Raw genomic sequence first — 21,008 nt, 5'->3', positions numbered from 1 at the left:
TACATATAAATATTAAGGGGGTGGTTAAAATGATGAGAGAGTTTGAAATAGAAAGACAATTCGATATAGAAATAGAAACTCTGAAAGCGAGTAAAGGCGTATATTATTTAAAAACAAATAAAGGGGAGAGATGTTTAAAGAAAATAAATTATGGACCACAAAAATTATTATTTGTATGTGGTGCTAAAGAGCATTTAATAAAAAATGGATTTGATAAAATAGATAGATATTTTTTAAATACTGATGGAGAGCCGTATGCATTAGTAAATGAAGATTTATATACTTTATCTAATTGGATTGAAGGAAGAGAATGTGATTTTCATGAAATAGAAGATGTTAAAATTGCAGCTGAAACATTAGCTAAGTTACATGAGGCATCAAAAGGATATGATCCACCTGAAAATTCAAAATTAAAAAGTGATTTAGGCAGATGGGTAAATCTTATGCAAAAGAGAGTTAAATCACTAGATAAAATGAGAGATATGGTTAGAAAGAAGCATCATAAGAGCGATTTTGATTTAATATATATTAAGTCAATGGAATTTTATAAAGAAATGGGAAAAGAAGCATTTAATACATTAGAAAGTTCAAATTATCTTGAACTTTGTGAAATTGCTGAAAAGGATAAAAGTTTATGTCATCATGATTTTACTTATCATAATATAATAATTGATAAGAATAATGATGTTAATGTTATAGATTTTGATTATTGTAAAAGAGAAATAAGAGTATTTGATATATCAAATTTTATTACTAAAGTTTTAAAAAGAGTTGAGTGGAATTTTGAATATGCAAAATCAATAATAGAATCATATAACAACATATCTCCATTAAGAGAAGATGAATACAAGGTTTTATATGCTTACTTACAATTTCCACAAAGATATTGGAGATTAGCTAATAGATACTATTATAATGAAGTAAATTGGGGACAAAATACTTTTGCTAAGAAGCTTCAAAATATAATAGATGAAAAAGAAAATTATTTAAATTTCTTAAGTCAATTTAAAGAAGAATATAATATTAAATAAAAAAGGGCTGTTTTTTAAGCAGCCCTATTATTTTTTAAATCATAAATCTATATTAATACATATAATGAAATAATAAATAATATTTTAGAGGGTTTTATGGTTGTAGGAGATATAGTTGTAAGAAAATCATATGATAAAGATGTAACATTTAAAGTTATAGACATAAAAGAAGAAAATGGAGAAGTACGTTATATTTTAAAGGGAATTAATATAAGAATAATAGCAGATGCTAGTGTTGATGATTTAGAAAAAGTAGAAGATGATTATTCAGCTGAAAAGGATAAAATATTAAATAGCAGAGTAAGTGCTGCATTGAAGTCTGCTATATCATCAAGAGGTGAGCTTGCTAAGCATGGTGTATTAAGAGCAAGCAAAACTATAAAAAAAGGTAAGGGAAATGATGAATTGGTTTTTGGAAGACCTGGAAAAATACTTCATGTAGATGGAGATAAGGAATATATGGATACTTGTTTAAAAGTATATAAGCAATTATCTTTAGATGCAGTAGGAGTATCAATACCAGAATGTGAACAACCTAAAAAAATTGTTGATTTAGTTAAAAGAATAAAACCAGATATAGTAGTATTAACAGGTCATGATGGTGTCTTAAGAGGAACAAGAGATTATTTAGATTTAAATAACTATAGAAATTCGATTTTTTATAGAGATGCAGTTAAGGCACTTAGAGATTATAACTCTAGTTATGATGAACTAATAATTTTTGCAGGTGCTTGTCAAAGTTGCTATGAATGTATGTTAGATGCAGGAGCAAATTTTGCATCATCCCCAAGTAGAGTGCTAATTCATTGTTTAGATCCAGTATTTGTTTGCGAGAAGTTAGCATACACTAAAATAACTGATGTAGTTTCAATAAAGGATGTTATAGAAAATACAATAACAGGAATAAAAGGTGTTGGAGGTTTACAAACAAGAGGTAAGTACAGAGAGGGGTATCCTAAATCCGAGTATATAATATAAAAAGGAACTTTTAATAGTTCCTTTTTATATTTTAATTCCAATAAACATGTATAAAATTTAGTCTATATACAGATAATAAAAATGTAAATTAAATATCTAAAAAATATTGACATTATAAATGTAAAGTGTTAAAATAAAAATTTTGCTTGAAATCAATTCAAAAAAATGGTATAATAATTAAAAGAAAGAGGGTGTTTTTTATGGAAAGTATTAAAACAATTGCTTCAATTAAAAAAAGTATTGAGGGACACCTTGGAGAAAAAGTTACCTTAAAAGCCAATGGAGGAAGAAAAAAAATCCTTGTTAATGATGGTGTTTTAGAAAGTATTTATCCAAGTATATTTGTAATAAGATTAGATGACGACACCCAAAGAACTGTGACATATAGTTATTCAGATGTGTTAACTCAAACGGTACAATTGCATTTTCCAGGTTAGAAAAAGACTTCGATTTATTTCGAAGTTTTTTTATGCAAAAAAAAAAGAAAGATGGTGGGTTTCCATCTTTCAACTATGGTATAAAAGGGTATTGAGAATTTATGAGAGGTTATATGGTCAATAACCACTTACTATACTACGACAAGAAACTACTTTTGTCAACAAAAAAATTAAAAAATTTTTTATAGAAATTTATAACAAAAACAATTTACCTTAAAATGGATAAAATATTTGATATTTATAAAAATAAATAAAATAATCATCACAATAGTAATACATTTTGAATATTTTTATATACATAGTAGTAGGAAGTTTATAAGGAGGAATGAAAATGTCCAAAATAGATGTTATAAAAGAGAATGTTCAGTTTGAACAGTTATTAAAGGAAAGTAATACTACAACTATGTTAAATGATGAATATTTAATACCAGATACTCATCCAGATGTAGAGAGAGTACTTATGGTAGAAGCTAATCCTTATATATTATCTAAAGAAACATTAGGAGATAAAGTAAATATAGAAGGAAAAGTTGATTATACAGTTATTTATTTAGCTAAAGAAGAAGAAATGGTAGTTTCATCAGTAAACTATTCTCAAAAGTTTAGTAATAGTTTAGATTTAGGTGAAGCTGAACATAAATTAGTATTTGAAGTAGAATGTAAGGTAGAACATATTGAAGCTCAAATAATAAATGAGAGAAAAGTTTCTATTGATGGAGTACTTAATTTTAATTGGGAAATATATAAAGGAAGGGAATTGGAATTAATAAAGGACATTGAAGGTGATGAAAGAATTGAAATACTTAAGAAAAATGAAATTATAAATAGTACTAGTGCAAATGAAAATGTTGATATAACAGGAAAGTCCATTATAAGAGTTAGTATGGATAAGCCTCAAATTGCAAAAGTATTAAAATCTAATATGGAACTTTATAAAAAGGAAATAAAAGTAGGGGAAGATAAAATATATTGTGGATGTTATTGTAAGATTTTTATGGCTTATTTAAGCAATGAAAGTAGAGAAATATATTGCTTAGAAGATAGTATATATTTATCAAAAGAATTAGAAGTTCCAGGTGTTACTCCTGATATGCAAGTTTTAGCAGATTATAATATAAAAAATAAGGACATAAATGTTCAAGAAGATGATTTAGGAGAATCAAGAATTGTTAATACAGAAGTTTTAGTTAATTGCAGTATAAAAGCTTTTTCTAAGAAAAATATTGACGTAATAACAGATGCTTATTCACCTAAGTTTCCTGTAAATATAATTAAAGATGAATATGAAATGGGTATGCTTCAAGGTATTTATAATAATGAAACAATAGTAAAGGACAATATATATATTAATGAAGGAGATATGACACCTGAAAAAATAATAACATATTCAGGTAACATTATAGTAACAGAAAAATCAGTTGTAAAAGATAAAGTTTTAGTTGGTGGTTATATAAAGGTTAGTGTAATATATAAAACTAGTGATGAAGAAAATTATTTAGATAAAGTTTCAGGGGAGATACCTTTTAATATAGCTATAGAAACAGACGGAACTAATGAAAATATGAAAGCTATGGTTAAGTGTTGTATAGAAAATATGGAGGCTTCAATAGAAGCTAATACTATAGCTATAAAAGCAACTGTTATAACAACAGCAAAAGTTTTATTTGAAATTAAAAAAGAATTTATAAATGATGTAGTTGAAGGTGAGGGAGAAGAGCTTAAAAAGAAAGCAAGTATAACAATATATGTTGTAGGTGCTGGAGATACGCTTTGGAAACTTGCTAAAAAGTATAATACAACTATGGAAGAAATAATAAAATTAAATGAATTAGAAGATGTAGATAATTTACAAATTGGTGATAAATTATTAATTCCAGGTAGGTTAGTAGTTTAAAATGATGTGGAGAAGATATTTTTAAATATCTTCTCTTTTTATAATTAAAGTTAAATTGTTAGAATAAATGGCATGCTATTAAATGATTAGGTGATATTTCTTTATAACAAGGAGATTTTATTTTGCAAATATCCATACAATTTGGACATCTTGTATGAAAGCGACAACCATTTGGGATATTTATTCCATTTGGAATAGATCCTTTTAATAAAATTCTTTGTTTTTTTTCTAGAGGGTGGCTTACTGGCATTGATGAAATTAATACTTTAGTGTAAGGATGAAGTGGATTTCTTTTCAATTCATCTGTTGGTGCACTTTCTACTATTTTTCCTAAGTACATTACAGATATATCATCACAAAAATTCATAACAACACTTAAGTTATGAGATATGAAAAGATATGTAAGTGAAAGTTCTTCTTTTAAATCCAACATTAAATTTAAAATTTGAGATTGTATTGATACATCTAAAGCAGCTGTAGGTTCATCACACACTATAAATTGAGGATTAAGTGATAAAGCTCTTGCAATACAAATTCTTTGTCTTTGTCCACCACTAAATTCATGAGGATACTTATTTAAATAACTTTTATCCATTCCACATAAGTTTAATAATTCTATACATCTATTTTCAATTTCTGATGAAGGTATTATTTTGTGTTTTTTTATTCCTTCTGATATTATATTTTTAATTGTCATTTTAGGATCTAAACTTCCGTAAGGGTCTTGGAATATTATTTGCATATCTTTTCTAATGGAGTTTAGATGTGCTTTTTGAAGTTTAATATTTTTCTCAACATCAAAAATTAGTTTATTATTGAATTTTACAGTTCCTCCTGTAGGTTGTATTAAATTTAATATAGTTTTTCCTACTGTTGATTTTCCACAACCAGATTCACCAACTAATCCTAAAATCTTACCTTTTTTTATAGAAAAAGATATATCATCAATTGCTTTATTATACAATTTACTTCTAGAAAAAAATTTATTTTTAACGGGAAAATATTTTTTTAAATTTTTTACTTCTATTAAAGTATCAATATCACTTGAATTTGTCATAAAATCACTCCTTATTAAGCCAACAACATACTGTATGATTAAAATTTATTTTTTTTATTGGAGGAGCTTTAATAAAGCATATGTCTATACATTTATCACATCTAGTATTATAAGGACAACCTTTTATATGTTCATAAGGGCTAGGAATTGAACCTTTTATAGAAAAAAATCTTTTATTGAATTTTTGTGGCATAGATTTTATAAGTGCTTTTGAATATGGATGTAATGGATTATTGAAAAATTCTAATACATCACATTCTTCAACTATTTTTCCTTTATACATTACAATTACTCTATTAGCAAGTTCTGCTATTATACCAAGGTCATGAGTGATAAATAACACTGAACAATTATTATGTGTAGTTATATTTTTTAATAAATCTAATATTTCTGCTTGAGTTGTAACATCTAGTGCTGTAGTAGGTTCATCTGCTATAATAATCTCTGGATTACACGCCATAGCAATAGCAATCATAATTCTTTGACACATACCACCACTTAATTCAAAAGGATATTTTTTTATTATTTCCTCTGGGTTAGGAATTTTTAAGTTATTTAATATTTGTAAAACTTTTTGTTTATTTTCAGTTTTTGATCCTTTTTTATGTATTTTTAAAACTTCAAGTATTTGATTACCGACTGTAAAGACTGGATTTAATGAAATCATAGGCTCTTGAAATATCATTGAAATTTTATTTCCTCTTATATTACACATTTCAGAATCAGATAACCTTAATAAATCATTATTATGAAATAATATTGAACCTTTTTCTATACATCCATTTGGCTTAGGAACTAAATTCATTATTGAGAGAGAAGTAATACTTTTTCCACTACCAGATTCACCAATTATTCCAAGAACTTCCCCTTTTTTTAAGGAAAAAGATATATCATCAACAGCGATTATTTTACCGCAATCTGTATTAAAAGTTGTTGTAAGGTTTTTTATTTGTAGTAAATTCATTATTGTAATCTCCTTAAATTTTTATTTTAGGATCTAATGCATTTCTTAAACCATCACCTAAGAAATTTATTGATAAAACCGTTAATATTACCATAATTCCAGATGGTACCCATAGCCACCATTCATTTTGAAGAGTTTGTATATTTTGAGCAGCTGATAACATACTTCCCCAACTTGGATTTGGAGGTCTAACACCCATACCTAAGAAACTAAGTGATGCTTCAGTAAGTATTCCATCTGCAACACAAAGTGTTGAAGCAACTAAAATAGGGGATATTACACTTGGAATTAGATGTTTTATTATTATTTCCATAGAACTTAAGCCTAAAGCTTTAGCAGAGAGTATAAAATCACTTTCCTTTAAGGAAAGTATTTCAGCTCTTACTATTTTAGCTATACCTGGCCACATTAATATTCCAATTATTAATATTAAATTAAAGATATTTGGACCAACTATTGATGCAATTGTAATAGCTATAACGAAAAATGGAAAGCACATTATTATATCAATTAATCGCATTATAATAGAATCGACTAAACCACCATAATAACCTGCAATAGAGCCTATTGTAACGCCAATAATTAATTGAATAAACATAGATGCTATTCCAACAGATAGAGATATTCTGCCACTATATAAAAGTCTTGAAAATACATCTCTACCTACCTCATCAGTTCCTAATATGTGAATAGCGTTTGGTGGTGATTTTATATTATATAGGTCAGTAGTACTAGGATTATAATTTGTGATAAATGGGGCAAGTATGGAAAAAAGTGATAATAAAATAATTATTATTAATCCTAATACAGCCAATTTATTTTTGGTGAATTTTTTAATAGACATATATTTTAAAGGTGATAAATTATTTAATTTTTTTGATCTAATCTTAAGTATGTTCATAAAATTTACCTCCGTACGAATCATCTATCAAGTCTTATTCGAGGATCTGCAATTGCATATAAAATATCAGCTAATAAATTTGAAAAAACTATTAAAATAGCTAACATCATAGTTATACCCATAATCAATGGATAATCTCTATTTATAACAGCTTCATAATTTAATCTACCTATACCAGGCCAAAGAAATATAGTTTCTGTTATTAATGCACCTGAAAATAATGAGGGAATCTGCATACAAAGTATTGTTATTATTGATATAAGTGAGTTTTTAAAACCATGCTTCCAGATTGTAGCTTTTAAGCTTAACCCTTTAGCTCTAGCAGTTTGAATATAATTATTTTTAAGTACATCTATCATTGAAGATCTGCTATATCTTATAAGAGAAGCTATTTGGGTTAAAGATAAAACTATAACTGGTAAAATCATATGTTTACCAATATCAAATATTTTAGTTATTCCGCTATGGCTTGCACCTAAAGTGCTCATACCAGATGAAGGTAGAAAATTTGTATTAAAACAAAATATTTTTATAAGAATTAATCCAAAAAAGAATGTAGGAATTGATAAACCTATAAATGATAGTATAGTAGTAATATAATCAAAAATAGAGTTAGGTTTATATGATGATATTACTCCAACTAGTATTGCAATGATAGTTCCAATAGTAAAAGAAAAAATTGATAACAAAAATGTATTCCAAATTCTTGATGATATAACTGTTATAACTGGTAATTTATAATGTATAGAGTATCCAAGGTCGCCTGTAATTGCTCTAGTTAACCATTTAATATATTTCAATGGAAAAGGATCGTAATAACCTATTTTTAATAACATTTTTTCAACTGTTTCTGGTGGTATAGTTGGATCTATCATAGTTGAATAAGGATTTCCAGGTTGAAACTGAACTAATGTAAATACGATAAGGGATATACCTATTAGTATTATAATTGATGTTCCAATTCTTTTGATTATATAATTTATCATATTTTATAGACATTTATTATAAAATGAAATGTCGTAATACCTCCTTTATAATTTTGTGTGTATTTGAAATATATTAAAATAAAAAGAAGGGACTAAAAATCCCTTCTTTAATTATTATTCTTCTATATACCAATTTTTTATATTATTAAATTCATCGAAAGTAGAAGGTTTGAATTCTTTAAGTTTTGAGTTATACATTATTTCATTGTTTTGTACATATAAAAATGCTTCTGGAACATCTTCGTTTAATATTTTACCAAATTCAGCATAAACTTCTTTACGTTCATCTTGATTTATAGTTTCAAGGCCTTTATCTAATAAAGCATCAACTTTAGAATTTTTATATGAAACTATATTCCAACCTTGTTCACCTTTTTTATCAGAAGCTGCTTTAGAACTCCAAAATGGTTTTGGATTTGGATCAAGTGATAAAGTATTACCCATTAAATATAAATCAAATTCATGATTTGCAACTACTTGTTCCATTAGTGTTGAAAATTCCATAGAAGATAGTTTTACATTAACGCCTACTTTCTTTAAACTTTCTTGAATTATTAGAGCGGTTTGTTCTCTAGATTTTAATCCAGTAGGATATTTTAATTCAACTGTAAATTTTTCACCTTTAGAATTTTCAAGTATACCATCATTATCTTTATAAGTCCAACCAGCTTCTTTTAATAGAGATTTAGCTTTTTCTACATTGTAATTATATTCATTTAATTTAATATCTTTTGGATAAGCCCAACTAGTAGGTAATAAAGGTGTATTTATAACTTCACCATTACCTTCTAACAATTTATCTACTAATAGTTTTCTATCTATTGCATACATAAATGCTTGTCTAACTTTTTTATCTTGGAATTTTTTTTCTCTTAAGTTAAAGCCCATATATTGGAACATATAATCAGGATAAGTTATTGTATCAAAACCATCCTTTTTTAATGCTTCTACTTCAGATTTACTCATATCATTTACATTAGCTATATCTACATTTCCATTTTTGAATTCAGCTTGTAATGTATCAGGATTAGTTACCTTTAGTATAAATTTATTGGTTTTAGCTTTTCCATTAAAATAATTATCAAATGCTTCTAATTCAACATATTGTCCTGATTCAAATTTAGATAGTTTATAAGCTCCAGAACCAACAGGGTTATTTAATAATTTAGTTTCTTTATCCCAATTTTGTACTGGTGCTTTTGACCAAATATGTTTTGGGATTGGTTTTAAGTTTAATATAGCATTTAATGATGGTGAGTAAATTTTTTCAAAATGGATAGTTATAGTATTATTATCTACCACCTTTATTCCTTCAATAGATTTTGACTTTCCTTCAGTAAAAGCTCTTGCACCTTTTATATTACCTAATTCACCAGCAGAACCACCTGTATAGTTTGGATTTAACATTGAATATATAGTAAAAGCAACATCTTCAGCAGTTATAGGTTTATCATCATGCCATTTTGCTTTAGGATTTAATTTCAATGTTAAATCTTTTTTATTATCTGAGATTTTATAGCTTTCAGCTATACATGGTTGAATAGAACCATCTTCATTAACAATTAATAGAGGATCATATATGATATCGTTTACCTTAACGTCATATCTAGTATCACATATTAGTGGATTAAATACACCAGTTGGAGAAGTATTTAATGCATATACTATTTTATCCTTTATTTTTCCAGTTTTTTCATCTGATTTATTGCTACAACCAGTTATTGATAATCCAACTAATAAATTAGTAGCAATTAACATAGATATTAATCTTTTGCCTCTCAAAAAAATTCCCCCTTTAGTAATCTTACAAAATAATTATATATCTATATATGTAATTATTCTAATTTAATTAATTTAATTAATTTAAAGAAAACGTTTATGTTCTTGAAAAAACTAGAAAATACTTTGTTATGCATATAAAAATTAAAATTTACTATTTATTAATGAAATTGTTATTTAGTTAATAATTAGAGTATAAAGAATTTAATATATATTTTTAATATTACACACTATTTTATAGAGGTTATAGAAATCTTTTGAATAAATAGTAATTTTGTTGGAAATAATAAAAAATGCATGATTTGAGGTGATTATTATGAAATCTAGGTTAAATTATAAGCTTATTATAATAGGTGGTGCAGAAGATAAAAAAGGTAGAAAAAAAATATTAAATGAAGTATGTGAATTAATAAATAAAGATAAAGATACATTACTTGTTGCAACTATTGCATCAGAAGTTCAAGATGAAATGAAAGATATTTATAATAAAGTATTCAATGAAATAGGAGTAAAAAACATAGAGTTTTTAAATATAGATGATAGAAAAGAAGCTTATCTAGAAGAAAATATAGAAAAAATTACTTTATCTAAACTTATATTTTTTACTGGAGGGGATCAGCTAAGAATAACCAGTCTTATAGGTGGAACGCCTATTAATGATGCTCTTTTAGACAGTTTACATAATGGAAAAATTATTGTTGGAACTTCTGCAGGAGCTTCAGTTATGAGTTCAACTATGATTTTAGAGGGGGATGATGAAGAAGCCCCTAAAAAGCATAGTATTAATATGTCACCTGGATTAGGTTTTTTAGAAAATATTATAATTGATCAACATTTTATACAAAGAGGAAGAATAGGAAGGCTTCTTACTGGTGTTGCAGAAAATCCAGAATATTTAGGGGTAGGTATTGATGAAGATACAGCTGTAATTATTGATGAGAGAAAGTTATTAAGAGTTATTGGAAATGGTGCAGTTTATATAATAGATGGAAGTAAAATAGATCATACTAATATATCAGAGCAATACAGAAATAAGCCATTAAGTATATTCAATGTAAAATTACATGTATTAATAGAAGGAAATAGATTTGATTTATTAAAAAAGATACCTTTTGAGGAGGAAGTAATAAGAGATGAGGATAACAAGGATAAGAATATTTAATGGAAGGAATATTTACTCTCATAGAAAGTGCGTGAGAATGGATGTCGATTTAGAAGGATATTCTGAAATACCAAGTAAAAAAATTAATAATTTTAATGAAATATTATTAAGAACATTACCAATTCTTAAGGAACATAGATGTGGAATAGATGTAGAAGGTGGTTTTGTAATAAGATTAAATGAAGGAACTTATCTATCACATATATGTGAACATATAATAATTGCAATTCAAAATATGATAGGATTAGATGTATCTTATGGTAAAGCTAGAGAATGTGAAGGAGAACATTATTATATTATTTATGAATATGTATATGAAGATACTGCTATTGAAGTTGGAAAGTTAGCAGTAGATTTTATTAATTCTTTAATAGAAGAAAAGGGAATCAATTTCAATGAAAGATTAGATTTAATTATTGAAAATATGAGATATGAATCCATTGGACCTAGCACAGAAGCAATAAAAAAAGCAGCTGAGGATGTTGGAATGCCGGTCTTTCAGCTTTATAACTCAGGGTATTATCAAATTGGATATGGAAAACAAGGCAGAATGATAGAAGCTACTATAGGTAATTCTACAAAATGTATAGGTGTAGATATAGCTTGTGATAAGTTATTAACTAAAAAACTTTTATGTAGTCAAAGTATACCAGTTGTTAGAGGAGAAAAAGTTTATAACATAATAAATTTATTAAAAGCAGCTGAGGATATAGGTTATCCAGTGGTTTTAAAGCCTAAATGTGGGAATCAAGGCAAGGATGTATATTTAAATATAAAAGATGAAAAAGAACTTATGCAAGTTTATAATAAGCTTAGTTTAGATAAAAAGGAAATAATTATAGAAAAATATATATCAGGAAATGATTATAGAGTTTGTGTTGTAGGTAATGAAGTTGTAGCAGTTTCACTAAGAATACCGCCTAAAGTTTATGGAGATGGTAAAAGAAGTATTAGAAGTTTGGTTGAAGAATTAAATTCTGATCCTTTAAGAGGAGAAGATCATGAAAAACCTTTAACAAAAGTTAAAATTAATGAAGAAATGGATTTAATTTTAAACAAGCAAGGTTTTACTATAGATAGTGTTCCAAATGAAGGTGAGGAAATAACTTTAAGAATAAATGCCAATCTTTCAACTGGTGGAGTAGCGGTAGATTGTACTGATTTAATATGTAAAGAAAATAAAGAGTTTTGTATAAGGGCTGCTAAAGCTATTGGACTAGATATATGTGGTGTAGATATAATAGCAAAAGACATAAGTAAGCCAATAAATGAAGATGGGGCTATAATAGAAGTTAATGCAGCTCCAGGAATAAGAATGCATCATTATCCAACAAAAGGAAAAAGTAGGGATGTTGGAAAATGTATATTAAATCATATTTATGGTGGAAATCCTAGAAATATACCTTTAGTATCAATAACAGGGACTAATGGAAAAACAACTACTACAAGAATTATAGCTTATGTGTTGAAATTAATGGGTAATACTGTAGGTATGACATCAACTGATGGAATATGTATAGGTGATGAGTGTATAGATATAGGAGATGATACTGGATATGAAAGTGCAAGAGCAGTTTTATTAAATAAAGATGTAGATGTAGCTGTACTTGAAACTGCAAGAGGTGGAATGATAAGAAATGGTTTAGCATATGATTTAGCTGATGTTGGTATTATAACAAATATCACTGATGATCATTTAGGAATTGATAATATAAATACTCTTGAGGATTTAAGTTTTGTTAAATCTTTAGTTATTGAAGCTGTAAAGCCAAATGGATATTCAGTTTTAAATGCAGATGATGAGTGGAGTAAGAAACTAATAAATAGGGCTAAAGGAGAAATAATATTTTTTGCAAAATCTAAGTATAATCCATTGATACAAAAAAATATCAATGAAGGTAAAAAAGCAATATTCATAGAAGATAATATGTTATGTGTGATAAACAATAAAAGAAAATATAATGTTATAAACATAAATGATATACCAATAACTTTAAATGGAACTTTAACATTTAATATAGAAAATGTTCTTGGTGCTTGTTCAGTATTAGTTGGATTAGGTATAGATTATTGTATGATTGCTAGGGGATTAAGTAAATTTAAGTTAGATAGTAATCATAATTCAGGTAGATTTAATATGTATTATGTAGATGGTAAAAAAGTAGTATTAGATTACGGACATAATATTGAAGGATATAAAGTTATTTTTAAATCCTTAAAAAATATGAATTATAAAAAGTTAATTGGAGTAATAGGAATTCCGGGTGATAGAAGTAATAAGATGGCAAAAGAAATAGGAAAAATAAGTGGAGAGAATTTAGATTATGTAATAATAAAAGAAGATGCTGATAGAAGAGGTAGAGAACCTGGGGAAATTGCCAATTTAATAGAAGAAGGATTACAGGAAAGTGTTAATAGAAAAATAATATTAAATGAAGTTGAAGCTTTTAAAGAAGCTTTGAGAGTTAGTGGTGAAGGAGATATTGTTATAGTATTTTTTGAACAGCTAAATCCACTAAGAGAAGTTATTGAATTAATTAATAATAAAATAAAAGAAGATAAAGAGGATTTGGTGAATTTATAATAGTTTGAGCATATAAATTTCTTGAATGATTTCAATGAATTTTATATGCTTATTATTTTATATTACAAAAATAGACATAAAAAATCAGCTATGATAAAATATGAAATAACATTATCAGAGGGAAGGTATACATTATGAAAACTAAAGCGTATGCTAAAGTTAATATAGCATTAGATATAATTGGTAAAAGAGAAGATGGGTATCATTTATTAAGAATGATAATGCAAGCTATAGATTTATATGATGAGATAACAGTAGATAAAATAAAAAAAGGAATAAAAATAAGCTGTAATAAACCTTATGTTCCAACAGATGAAAGGAATTTAGCTTATAAAGCAGCTAAGTTATTTATAGAAGAATTTAATATAGACTGTGGAGTAAACATAAATATAAAGAAAAATATACCTGTATCGGCTGGTTTGGCTGGAGGAAGCACAGATTGTGCAGCTGTATTAAAATTAATGAATGAATTATTTAACACTAAACTTACTGAAAAACAACTTATGGATTTAGGGGTAAGACTTGGTGCTGATGTTCCCTATTGTATAGTAGGTGGTACAGCTTTATGTGAAGGGATAGGAGAAAAATTAACTAAGTTAAAATCTTTCAAAGATAAAATATTAGTTTTAGTAAAACCACCATTTGGTGTTTCAACTAAAGGTGTATATCAAGAATTTGACCTTTCAAAAGTTGTATTTCATCCAAAGGTAGAAAATCTTATAGAGGCAATGGGGAATGATAATTTAGAATTTGTATCACAAAATATGAAAAACTTACTTGAGAATGTAACACTTTCTAAATATAAAGAGATTGTATCAATAAAACAAAGTATGATGGAAAATGGGGCTATAGGTAGTATGATGAGCGGTAGCGGTCCAACTGTTTTTGCATTTTTTGATGATATGCTTAAAGCTCAATTATGTTTTGAAAATATGAAGAAAAAATATAAAGATGTATTTATAACAAGAACTATATAAAATAAATGTATAAAACTCTCTTTAATGGTAATAATGATTACTAGATAAGGGGGTTTTATTATGAAGAAAGTTATATTTGGTATTATGTTTGGGGTTATATTTGTTTTAAATTTTAGTACAAGCTATTTTGAAAGTAGTGCAAAGGTAAAAGATAACTTAAATAATGAAGTAATATATGATTATGATAAAATTAAAGATGAGATTATAAGATTTCATGTTATAGCGAATAGTGATAGTGAAAAGGATCAAAAATTAAAACTTGAAATTAGAGATGAAGTTATAAAATATTTAGAACCAAAGTTAGCTCAATCAAAAAGTATAAATCAATCAAGGAAAATAATAAAAGAAAATGATAAGAAGGTTAAAGAAATAGCTAAAAATGTGGTTAAAGATAAAGGATATAATTATAAGATAGATAGTCAATTATCAAAAGAAAATTTTCCAGAAAAGGTTTATGGTAACATAACATTACCACAAGGTGAATATGAAGCTTATAGGATACTTATAGGAGATTCGGTTGGACAGAATTGGTGGTGTGTAATGTTTCCACCATTATGTTTTGTTGATGTAACTAAAGGAGAAGTTGCGTATAATGAAACTGAAAAGAGAATGGATGAAATAGTACAAAAAGAAGAAAAAGAAAATTATAATTTGAAATTTAAGTTTATAGAAGTATTAAAAGATGTGTTTTAATATTAGGCTATATTAAAATTTAACTTGATAAAACTAAAGAAGAATCATAAACTATAATTTGTAACAATTTATGAATTTAAAATATGTAGTTTTGAATTATGTGAAATATAGGAGGAAAATTTAATGACTAGAGCATTAGCAATGATTTCAGGTGGATTAGATAGTATATTAGCTGCAAAATTAATAAAAGATCAAGGAATAGATGTTATAGGAATTTGTTTTAGATCATACTTTTTTAATGAGGAAAATGCCTTAAGAATGACTAAACAAATAGATATACCTTTAGAAGTTGTAGATTTTTCAAAGGAACATTTTGAAATGGTTAAGGACCCTAAAAATGGTTGGGGAAAAAATATGAATCCTTGCATAGATTGTCATGCTATGATGATGAGATATTCAGGAGAATTATTAAAGAAGTTTAATGCTGATTTTATAATAACTGGTGAAGTTTTAAACCAAAGACCAATGTCTCAAAATAGACAAGCTTTAAATAAGGTAAGAAAAGAATCAGGCTTTGATGATAAAATACTTAGACCTTTATGTGCTAAAAATCTTGACGAAACTGATATGGAGAAGAATGGATTAGTAGATAGAGAAAAGCTTCTTAATATATCAGGAAGAAGTAGAAAGATTCAAATGGAGCTTGCTGATAAGTGGGGAATAAAAGATTATCCATCACCAGCTGGTGGATGTAGATTAACAGAACCAAATTATTCATTAAGATTAAAAGAAACACTTCAAAGAAATGGTGATGCAACACCAACCGAAATAGAATTATTAAGATATGGAAGACATTTTGTTAGTGATAATGGATGTACTATAATTGCAACAAGAACTAAAGTAGAAGGTGATGAGATAAAATCATTTTTAACAAAAGAAGATTTAGTATTTTATCCAACTAGTCATAATGGTGCAATGGTAATTATTCATGGCAAATGTAATGAAGATGATAAAATTTTAGCAGCTAAAATAGCGGGAAGATATTGCAAAGGAAAAGATTTAGATGAAGTTGAAATATCTTATGGTAAATTTGGATGTAAGTTTGAAGGTGTATTGAAGGTTAAACCTGCAAGTGAAGAAGAAATACTTAAATACATAATACAAATAAAATAAGGGGGCATAGATTTGGAGAAAAAAGCAGTTATAAAAATAGTAAGTAATGCTACTATGCAAAATGATGAACTTATAGAAGTTATTACACCTGGAATTTTAAGTTTAGAAAATAATGAATTTATTGCATCATATAAAGAAACAGAAATATCAGGAATGCAAGGAACTGATACTAAGCTTAGAATAGGTGAAAATTATGTTGTGCTTGAAAGAGAAGGAAGTACAAGCACTAAAATGCATTTTGAGAAAAATAAACCTACCGTATCTCTTTATAATACACCATATGGGATGCTTGAATTATCTATTGATACTAAAAATTTAGAAATAGATGTTAAAGAAGATGGTGGTAAAGTAACTATAGAATATGAAATGCAAGTTGCAGGACAACCTGCTATAAAAACAAAGTTAAAATTAGATATAAATGCATAAAAAAGATGGTAGATAGAATCTACCATCTTTTTATATATTTTTTTATTATACATATTAAAAATACAAAAAATGGTAATAATTAAATTAGGAGGTAATTATATATGATAATGAAAACAAGATATGTTGAAATTATAGAGGAAATAAGTCAGATGAAAAATTTATCTAATGAGGAACTTATTCATATACTAAAAGAAAAAGAAATGAGATATTTAATACTTTTATTTTTAAAAAAATATGATTGTTTTAATGAAGAGAATATAAAAGAAATTTTAAATGTAAAAACAAAGAAAGGTATAAATTATAATTACCAAAAAGCAGAAGAAAAATTGCTTATAAATAAGAGGTTTAGGGATAAATATTTTGAATTAGAAAGAAAACTTGAAGCAAGAATATAAATGTAAATAAAATTTAAATAAAAAATGACTAGATATTAATAATTAATTATGGTAGTATATTATCTATGTTATTAAAAGAAATTAATACAGCACACATACCCCATAAATAAAATTTATGGGGTAATATCTATTATAATTGTAAAAATGCTGTATGTCAATAAATATTTCTCATAGGGAGGAAATTAAAATGAATAAACAAACTAAATATGTATTTGTAACAGGTGGAGTAGTATCAGCATTAGGAAAAGGAATAACAGCTGCATCACTTGGAAGATTATTAAAAAACAGAGGTTTAAATGTATCAATACAAAAGTTTGATCCATATTTAAATGTTGATCCAGGAACAATGAGCCCATATCAACACGGAGAAGTTTTCGTAACTGATGATGGAGCTGAAACAGATTTAGATTTAGGACATTATGAAAGATTTATAGATGAAAATTTAACTCAAAATAGTAATATAACAACTGGTAGAATATATTGGTCAGTTATTTCAAAAGAAAGAAGAGGAGAATACTTAGGAGGAACAGTTCAAGTAATACCTCATATTACAAATGCAATAAAAGATAAAGTTTATAGAGCAGGAAAAGAAAGAGATGTAGATGTTGTAATAACAGAAATTGGTGGAACAGTTGGAGATATAGAATCACAACCTTTCTTAGAAGCAATAAGACAAGTAAGAAGTGAAGTTGGAGCTGAAAATGTATGCTTTATACACGTTACTTTAGTTCCATACCTTGGAAAAGCTGGAGAGTTAAAAACTAAACCAACTCAACATTCAGTTAAAGAGTTAAGAACAATAGGAATTCAACCAGATATAATAGTTTGTAGATCAGAAAAAGAATTATCAGATGACATAAAAAATAAAATAGGATTATTCTGTAATGTAGATGGAAGATCAGTTATTCAAAACTTAGATGCAGAACACTTATATGAAGTACCATTAATGTTACATTCAGAAGGATTAGATAATTTAGTATGTGAAAAATTACATTTAGGATGTAAAGACATAGATAATTCACAGTGGATTGATATGGTACATAGAATAAAGAATTTAGAAAAAGAAGTTACAATAGCTTTAGTTGGTAAATATGTTGAATTACATGATGCGTATATATCAGTTGTAGAAGCATTAAGTCATGGTGGACTTACAAACAATGCTAATGTAAATATAAAATGGATTAATGCTGAAGAATTAGAAAAGCAAGATGTAAATGAAGTTTTATCAGGAGTAGATGGAGTATTAGTTCCAGGTGGTTTTGGAGATAGAGGAGTAGAAGGTAAAATAGAAGCTATAAGATGGGCTAGAGAAAATAAAGTACCTTTCCTTGGAATATGTCTTGGAATGCAGTGTGCTGTAATTGAATTTGCGAGAAATGTTGTAGGATTAGAAGGGGCTCATAGCTCAGAATTAAGTAGTGATACAAAATATCCAGTTATAGATATAATGCCAGAGCAAAAAGATATTGAAGACTTAGGTGGAACAATGAGACTTGGATTATATCCTTGTAAGTTAGATAAAGAAACAAAAGCTTATGATTCATATAAAGATGAAGTTATTTATGAAAGACATAGACATAGATATGAATTTAACAATGAATATAGATCACAAATAACTGAAATGGGAATGAAGATTTCAGGAACAAGCCCAGATGGAAGATTAGTTGAGATAGTTGAAATAGAAGAACATCCATGGTTTGTAGCAGCTCAATTCCATCCAGAACTAAAATCAAGACCAAATAGACCACATCCATTATTTGAAGGTTTTATAGAAGCTTCATTAAATCATAAAAAATAATATATTATAAAAAGGATATTCTAATAAAGAATATCCTTTTATTTTTGTGATATTAATATTAATTTCTTTAACAAAATTTTGTAAATTTAAATTATAAGTAGTATTATATAATTAAAGTAAAAAATAAATATATTAGTTTTGTCTATAATAATGAATGATTGTACATAATAATTAATAGTTTTAATTATTACATATATCTTGAAATTGTTATAGGATTAAAAGATAATTAATGTTATAAATCTTATCTAGAAATCTTATCTAAATAATTCCACTAAAATTAGTTTATATAAAGTTAATTTATTGTGTAGATAATATTTATTAGTCTATACAAACTTTTGCTAAATTATTTAAATAGCGATGTTTTAAAATAAAATATATATTAATTTGGGCTTAGGATAAATTAAAAATATGGAGGTGCCATTTTGACAAAAGAAGTTTATGAAGGCATGACTTTAGCAAAACTTAAAGAAGTTGCTAAAGAATTAGGAATAAAAAATATATCAAAATATAAAAAAGGCGAATTGATAGAGGAAATATTAAAACACAGTGTAAATTCAATAGAAAAAGACGGTGTTATATTAAAGGAAAAAATAGCTCCAAAGGTTAAAGAGAATTATAGTAATAATAACAATAGAAATTATTATAATAATAACAACAATAATAATAGTAATAATAACTTAAATGGAGATAGAAGCTTTAATCAAGCACGAGTAGTTTCAGGAATATTAGAAATACAAGAAAATAATAGCTTTGGATTTTTAAGAGGAAAAAATTGTTTAAGTAGCAGTGAAGATGTTTATGTATCTCCAGCTCAAATAAGAAGATTTAACTTATCTACTGGTGATAAGCTTGAAGGAAAAGTTAGAGAGCCAAAAGAAGGAGAAAAATTTAAAGCTTTAATATATTTAGACAAGGTTAATGATGAAAGTCCTGAAAAAGCTATAGGAAGAACACCTTTTGAAAAATTAACACCTATATATCCGAAAGAAAGAATTAGACTTGAAAGACCGGAGGAAAATGATCTTTCAACAAGACTTATGGATATAATATGTCCATTAGGAAAAGGTCAAAGGGGGATGATTGTTGCACCACCAAAAGCGGGTAAAACAACTCTTTTAAAGAAATTAGCTCAAAATATTTCAAAGAATTGTCCAGAAGTTAAGCTTATAGTACTTCTTATAGATGAAAGACCAGAAGAAGTTACAGATATGCAAAGATCAATTAATGGAGAAGTTGTCTATTCAACATTTGATGAAGAACCACAAAATCATGAAAAAGTATCTCAAATGGTTTTAGAACATGGTAAGAGAAGAGTTGAACAAGGTCAAGATGTAGTTATACTTTTAGATAGTTTAACAAGGCTTTCAAGAGCTTATAACTTAACAATAACTCCAACTGGAAGAACTTTAACTGGAGGGCTTGATCCTGGTGCATTAATTATGCCTAAAAAGTTTTTTGGTGCTGCTAGAAATATAGAAGAAGGTGGAAGTTTAACTATATTAGCTACTGCATTAGTTGATACAGGATCAAGAATGGATGATATGATATTTGAAGAATTTAAGGGAACTGGAAATATGGAAGTTCATTTAGATAGAAGACTTCAGGAAAGAAGAATTTTCCCTGCAATAGATATATATAAGTCAGGAACTAGAAAAGAAGATTTATTATTAACAAGCGAAGAAAAAGATGTTGCATATACAATAAGAAAAGTAATGTATAATGAAGGAAATATAGATAGTGTAACAGAAAAACTTATAAAGACATTATCAAAAACTAAAAATAATGAAGAATTTATAAGGAATTTTGAAAAGAATAATATTTAAAAAAAGAACT

Annotated in this window: 18 protein-coding genes; 13 read left to right on the top strand and 5 right to left on the bottom strand. The window is 26.7% G+C overall.

Annotated features, from left to right (window positions below):
* Positions 1-29: 29 nt before the first annotated feature.
* From AC4FQ1_RS07835 to AC4FQ1_RS07820, 4 genes are all read left to right on the top strand, one after another.
* Positions 30-1,031 carry a CotS family spore coat protein gene (locus tag AC4FQ1_RS07835; protein ID WP_303129797.1) on the top strand — a complete coding sequence of 334 codons (1,002 nt, stop codon included), beginning with the start codon at positions 30-32 and terminating at the stop codon, positions 1,029-1,031.
* A gap of 96 nt (positions 1,032-1,127) precedes the next feature.
* The gene (gene yabG / locus AC4FQ1_RS07830; protein ID WP_303129799.1) at positions 1,128-2,009 is read left to right on the top strand and encodes a sporulation peptidase YabG; all 882 of its coding nucleotides are present in this window, start codon (positions 1,128-1,130) and stop codon (positions 2,007-2,009) included.
* Positions 2,010-2,209: 200 nt separating this feature from the next.
* Positions 2,210-2,446 carry a Veg family protein gene (locus AC4FQ1_RS07825; RefSeq protein ID WP_303129802.1) on the top strand — a complete coding sequence of 79 codons (237 nt, stop codon included), beginning with the start codon at positions 2,210-2,212 and terminating at the stop codon, positions 2,444-2,446.
* A 331-nt stretch (positions 2,447-2,777) separates the two neighbouring features.
* Entirely contained in the window at positions 2,778-4,340 is a 1,563-nt protein-coding gene (locus tag AC4FQ1_RS07820; protein WP_491169403.1) for a DUF3794 and LysM peptidoglycan-binding domain-containing protein, read from the top strand.
* 58 nt (positions 4,341-4,398) lie between these two features.
* Here AC4FQ1_RS07820 and AC4FQ1_RS07815 read toward each other — a convergent pair whose 3' ends face one another.
* The 5 genes from AC4FQ1_RS07815 to AC4FQ1_RS07795 form a co-directional block, all read right to left on the bottom strand.
* Entirely contained in the window at positions 4,399-5,397 is a 999-nt protein-coding gene (locus AC4FQ1_RS07815; protein ID WP_491169402.1) for an ABC transporter ATP-binding protein, read from the bottom strand.
* Between the two features lie 4 nt (positions 5,398-5,401).
* Entirely contained in the window at positions 5,402-6,361 is a 960-nt protein-coding gene (locus tag AC4FQ1_RS07810) for an ABC transporter ATP-binding protein (RefSeq protein WP_491169401.1), read from the bottom strand.
* Positions 6,362-6,374: 13 nt separating this feature from the next.
* Positions 6,375-7,262, bottom strand: a complete 888-nt coding sequence (opp4C, locus tag AC4FQ1_RS07805; RefSeq protein ID WP_303130492.1) for an oligopeptide ABC transporter permease — start codon at positions 7,260-7,262, stop codon at positions 6,375-6,377.
* Between the two features lie 20 nt (positions 7,263-7,282).
* The gene (locus AC4FQ1_RS07800; RefSeq protein ID WP_491148089.1) at positions 7,283-8,248 is read right to left on the bottom strand and encodes an ABC transporter permease; all 966 of its coding nucleotides are present in this window, start codon (positions 8,246-8,248) and stop codon (positions 7,283-7,285) included.
* Between the two features lie 114 nt (positions 8,249-8,362).
* Positions 8,363-10,030, bottom strand: coding sequence for an ABC transporter substrate-binding protein (locus tag AC4FQ1_RS07795; protein WP_491169400.1), 1,668 nt, complete (start codon positions 10,028-10,030; stop codon positions 8,363-8,365).
* Between the two features lie 313 nt (positions 10,031-10,343).
* Between AC4FQ1_RS07795 and AC4FQ1_RS07790 the strand changes: the two genes are divergently transcribed.
* The 9 genes from AC4FQ1_RS07790 to rho all read left to right on the top strand — a co-directional run bounded on the left by AC4FQ1_RS07790 (position 10,344) and on the right by rho (position 20,998).
* Positions 10,344-11,189 (top strand): cyanophycinase, encoded by an 846-nt coding sequence (locus AC4FQ1_RS07790; RefSeq protein ID WP_491169399.1) that lies wholly within the window; start codon positions 10,344-10,346, stop codon positions 11,187-11,189.
* On the top strand, positions 11,161-13,773 hold the full coding sequence (cphA, locus tag AC4FQ1_RS07785; protein WP_491169398.1) for a cyanophycin synthetase: 2,613 nt from the start codon (positions 11,161-11,163) through the stop codon (positions 13,771-13,773). Before AC4FQ1_RS07790 ends, cphA begins: the two co-directional genes overlap by 29 nt.
* Before the next feature lie 134 nt (positions 13,774-13,907).
* The gene (gene ispE / locus AC4FQ1_RS07780; protein WP_491169397.1) at positions 13,908-14,750 is read left to right on the top strand and encodes a 4-(cytidine 5'-diphospho)-2-C-methyl-D-erythritol kinase; all 843 of its coding nucleotides are present in this window, start codon (positions 13,908-13,910) and stop codon (positions 14,748-14,750) included.
* Between the two features lie 60 nt (positions 14,751-14,810).
* The gene (gene spoIIR, locus AC4FQ1_RS07775; protein ID WP_491169396.1) at positions 14,811-15,443 is read left to right on the top strand and encodes a stage II sporulation protein R; all 633 of its coding nucleotides are present in this window, start codon (positions 14,811-14,813) and stop codon (positions 15,441-15,443) included.
* Between the two features lie 123 nt (positions 15,444-15,566).
* On the top strand, positions 15,567-16,556 hold the full coding sequence (locus tag AC4FQ1_RS07770) for a tRNA 4-thiouridine(8) synthase ThiI (protein ID WP_303130482.1): 990 nt from the start codon (positions 15,567-15,569) through the stop codon (positions 16,554-16,556).
* 12 nt (positions 16,557-16,568) lie between these two features.
* Positions 16,569-16,982: a YwiB family protein gene (locus tag AC4FQ1_RS07765; protein WP_303130481.1), complete on the top strand. Its 414-nt coding sequence runs from the start codon at positions 16,569-16,571 to the stop codon at positions 16,980-16,982.
* A gap of 101 nt (positions 16,983-17,083) precedes the next feature.
* The gene (locus AC4FQ1_RS07760; RefSeq protein WP_491148080.1) at positions 17,084-17,377 is read left to right on the top strand and encodes a hypothetical protein; all 294 of its coding nucleotides are present in this window, start codon (positions 17,084-17,086) and stop codon (positions 17,375-17,377) included.
* Between the two features lie 187 nt (positions 17,378-17,564).
* Positions 17,565-19,175, top strand: coding sequence for a CTP synthase (pyrG, locus tag AC4FQ1_RS07755; protein ID WP_491169395.1), 1,611 nt, complete (start codon positions 17,565-17,567; stop codon positions 19,173-19,175).
* Positions 19,176-19,597: 422 nt separating this feature from the next.
* A complete protein-coding gene (gene rho / locus AC4FQ1_RS07750) occupies positions 19,598-20,998 on the top strand; it encodes a transcription termination factor Rho (RefSeq protein WP_491169394.1) in 1,401 nt (466 codons plus the stop codon).
* Positions 20,999-21,008: the final 10 nt, after the last annotated feature.

It is taken from the genome of Clostridium sp. TJA020 (genome assembly GCF_058310295.1).
The sequence above is the reverse complement of the archived record's forward strand: the minus strand, read 5'-3'. Positions and strand labels throughout refer to the sequence as shown.

Excerpts from the sequence above, each read along its gene's own strand:
- AC4FQ1_RS07835 (WP_303129797.1), top strand. The coding sequence starts at position 30 with ATGATGAGAGAGTTTGAAATAGAAAGACAATTCGATATAGAAATAGAA.
- AC4FQ1_RS07760 (WP_491148080.1), top strand. The coding sequence starts at position 17,084 with ATGATAATGAAAACAAGATATGTTGAAATTATAGAGGAAATAAGTCAG.
- AC4FQ1_RS07815 (WP_491169402.1), bottom strand. The coding sequence starts at position 5,397 with ATGACAAATTCAAGTGATATTGATACTTTAATAGAAGTAAAAAATTTA.
- cphA (WP_491169398.1), top strand. The coding sequence starts at position 11,161 with ATGAGGATAACAAGGATAAGAATATTTAATGGAAGGAATATTTACTCT.
- AC4FQ1_RS07770 (WP_303130482.1), top strand. The coding sequence starts at position 15,567 with ATGACTAGAGCATTAGCAATGATTTCAGGTGGATTAGATAGTATATTA.
- AC4FQ1_RS07820 (WP_491169403.1), top strand. The coding sequence starts at position 2,778 with ATGTCCAAAATAGATGTTATAAAAGAGAATGTTCAGTTTGAACAGTTA.
- pyrG (WP_491169395.1), top strand. The coding sequence starts at position 17,565 with ATGAATAAACAAACTAAATATGTATTTGTAACAGGTGGAGTAGTATCA.
- AC4FQ1_RS07825 (WP_303129802.1), top strand. The coding sequence starts at position 2,210 with ATGGAAAGTATTAAAACAATTGCTTCAATTAAAAAAAGTATTGAGGGA.
- opp4C (WP_303130492.1), bottom strand. The coding sequence starts at position 7,262 with ATGAACATACTTAAGATTAGATCAAAAAAATTAAATAATTTATCACCT.
- spoIIR (WP_491169396.1), top strand. The coding sequence starts at position 14,811 with ATGAAGAAAGTTATATTTGGTATTATGTTTGGGGTTATATTTGTTTTA.
- AC4FQ1_RS07800 (WP_491148089.1), bottom strand. The coding sequence starts at position 8,248 with ATGATAAATTATATAATCAAAAGAATTGGAACATCAATTATAATACTA.
- yabG (WP_303129799.1), top strand. The coding sequence starts at position 1,128 with ATGGTTGTAGGAGATATAGTTGTAAGAAAATCATATGATAAAGATGTA.
- AC4FQ1_RS07790 (WP_491169399.1), top strand. The coding sequence starts at position 10,344 with ATGAAATCTAGGTTAAATTATAAGCTTATTATAATAGGTGGTGCAGAA.
- ispE (WP_491169397.1), top strand. The coding sequence starts at position 13,908 with ATGAAAACTAAAGCGTATGCTAAAGTTAATATAGCATTAGATATAATT.
- AC4FQ1_RS07810 (WP_491169401.1), bottom strand. The coding sequence starts at position 6,361 with ATGAATTTACTACAAATAAAAAACCTTACAACAACTTTTAATACAGAT.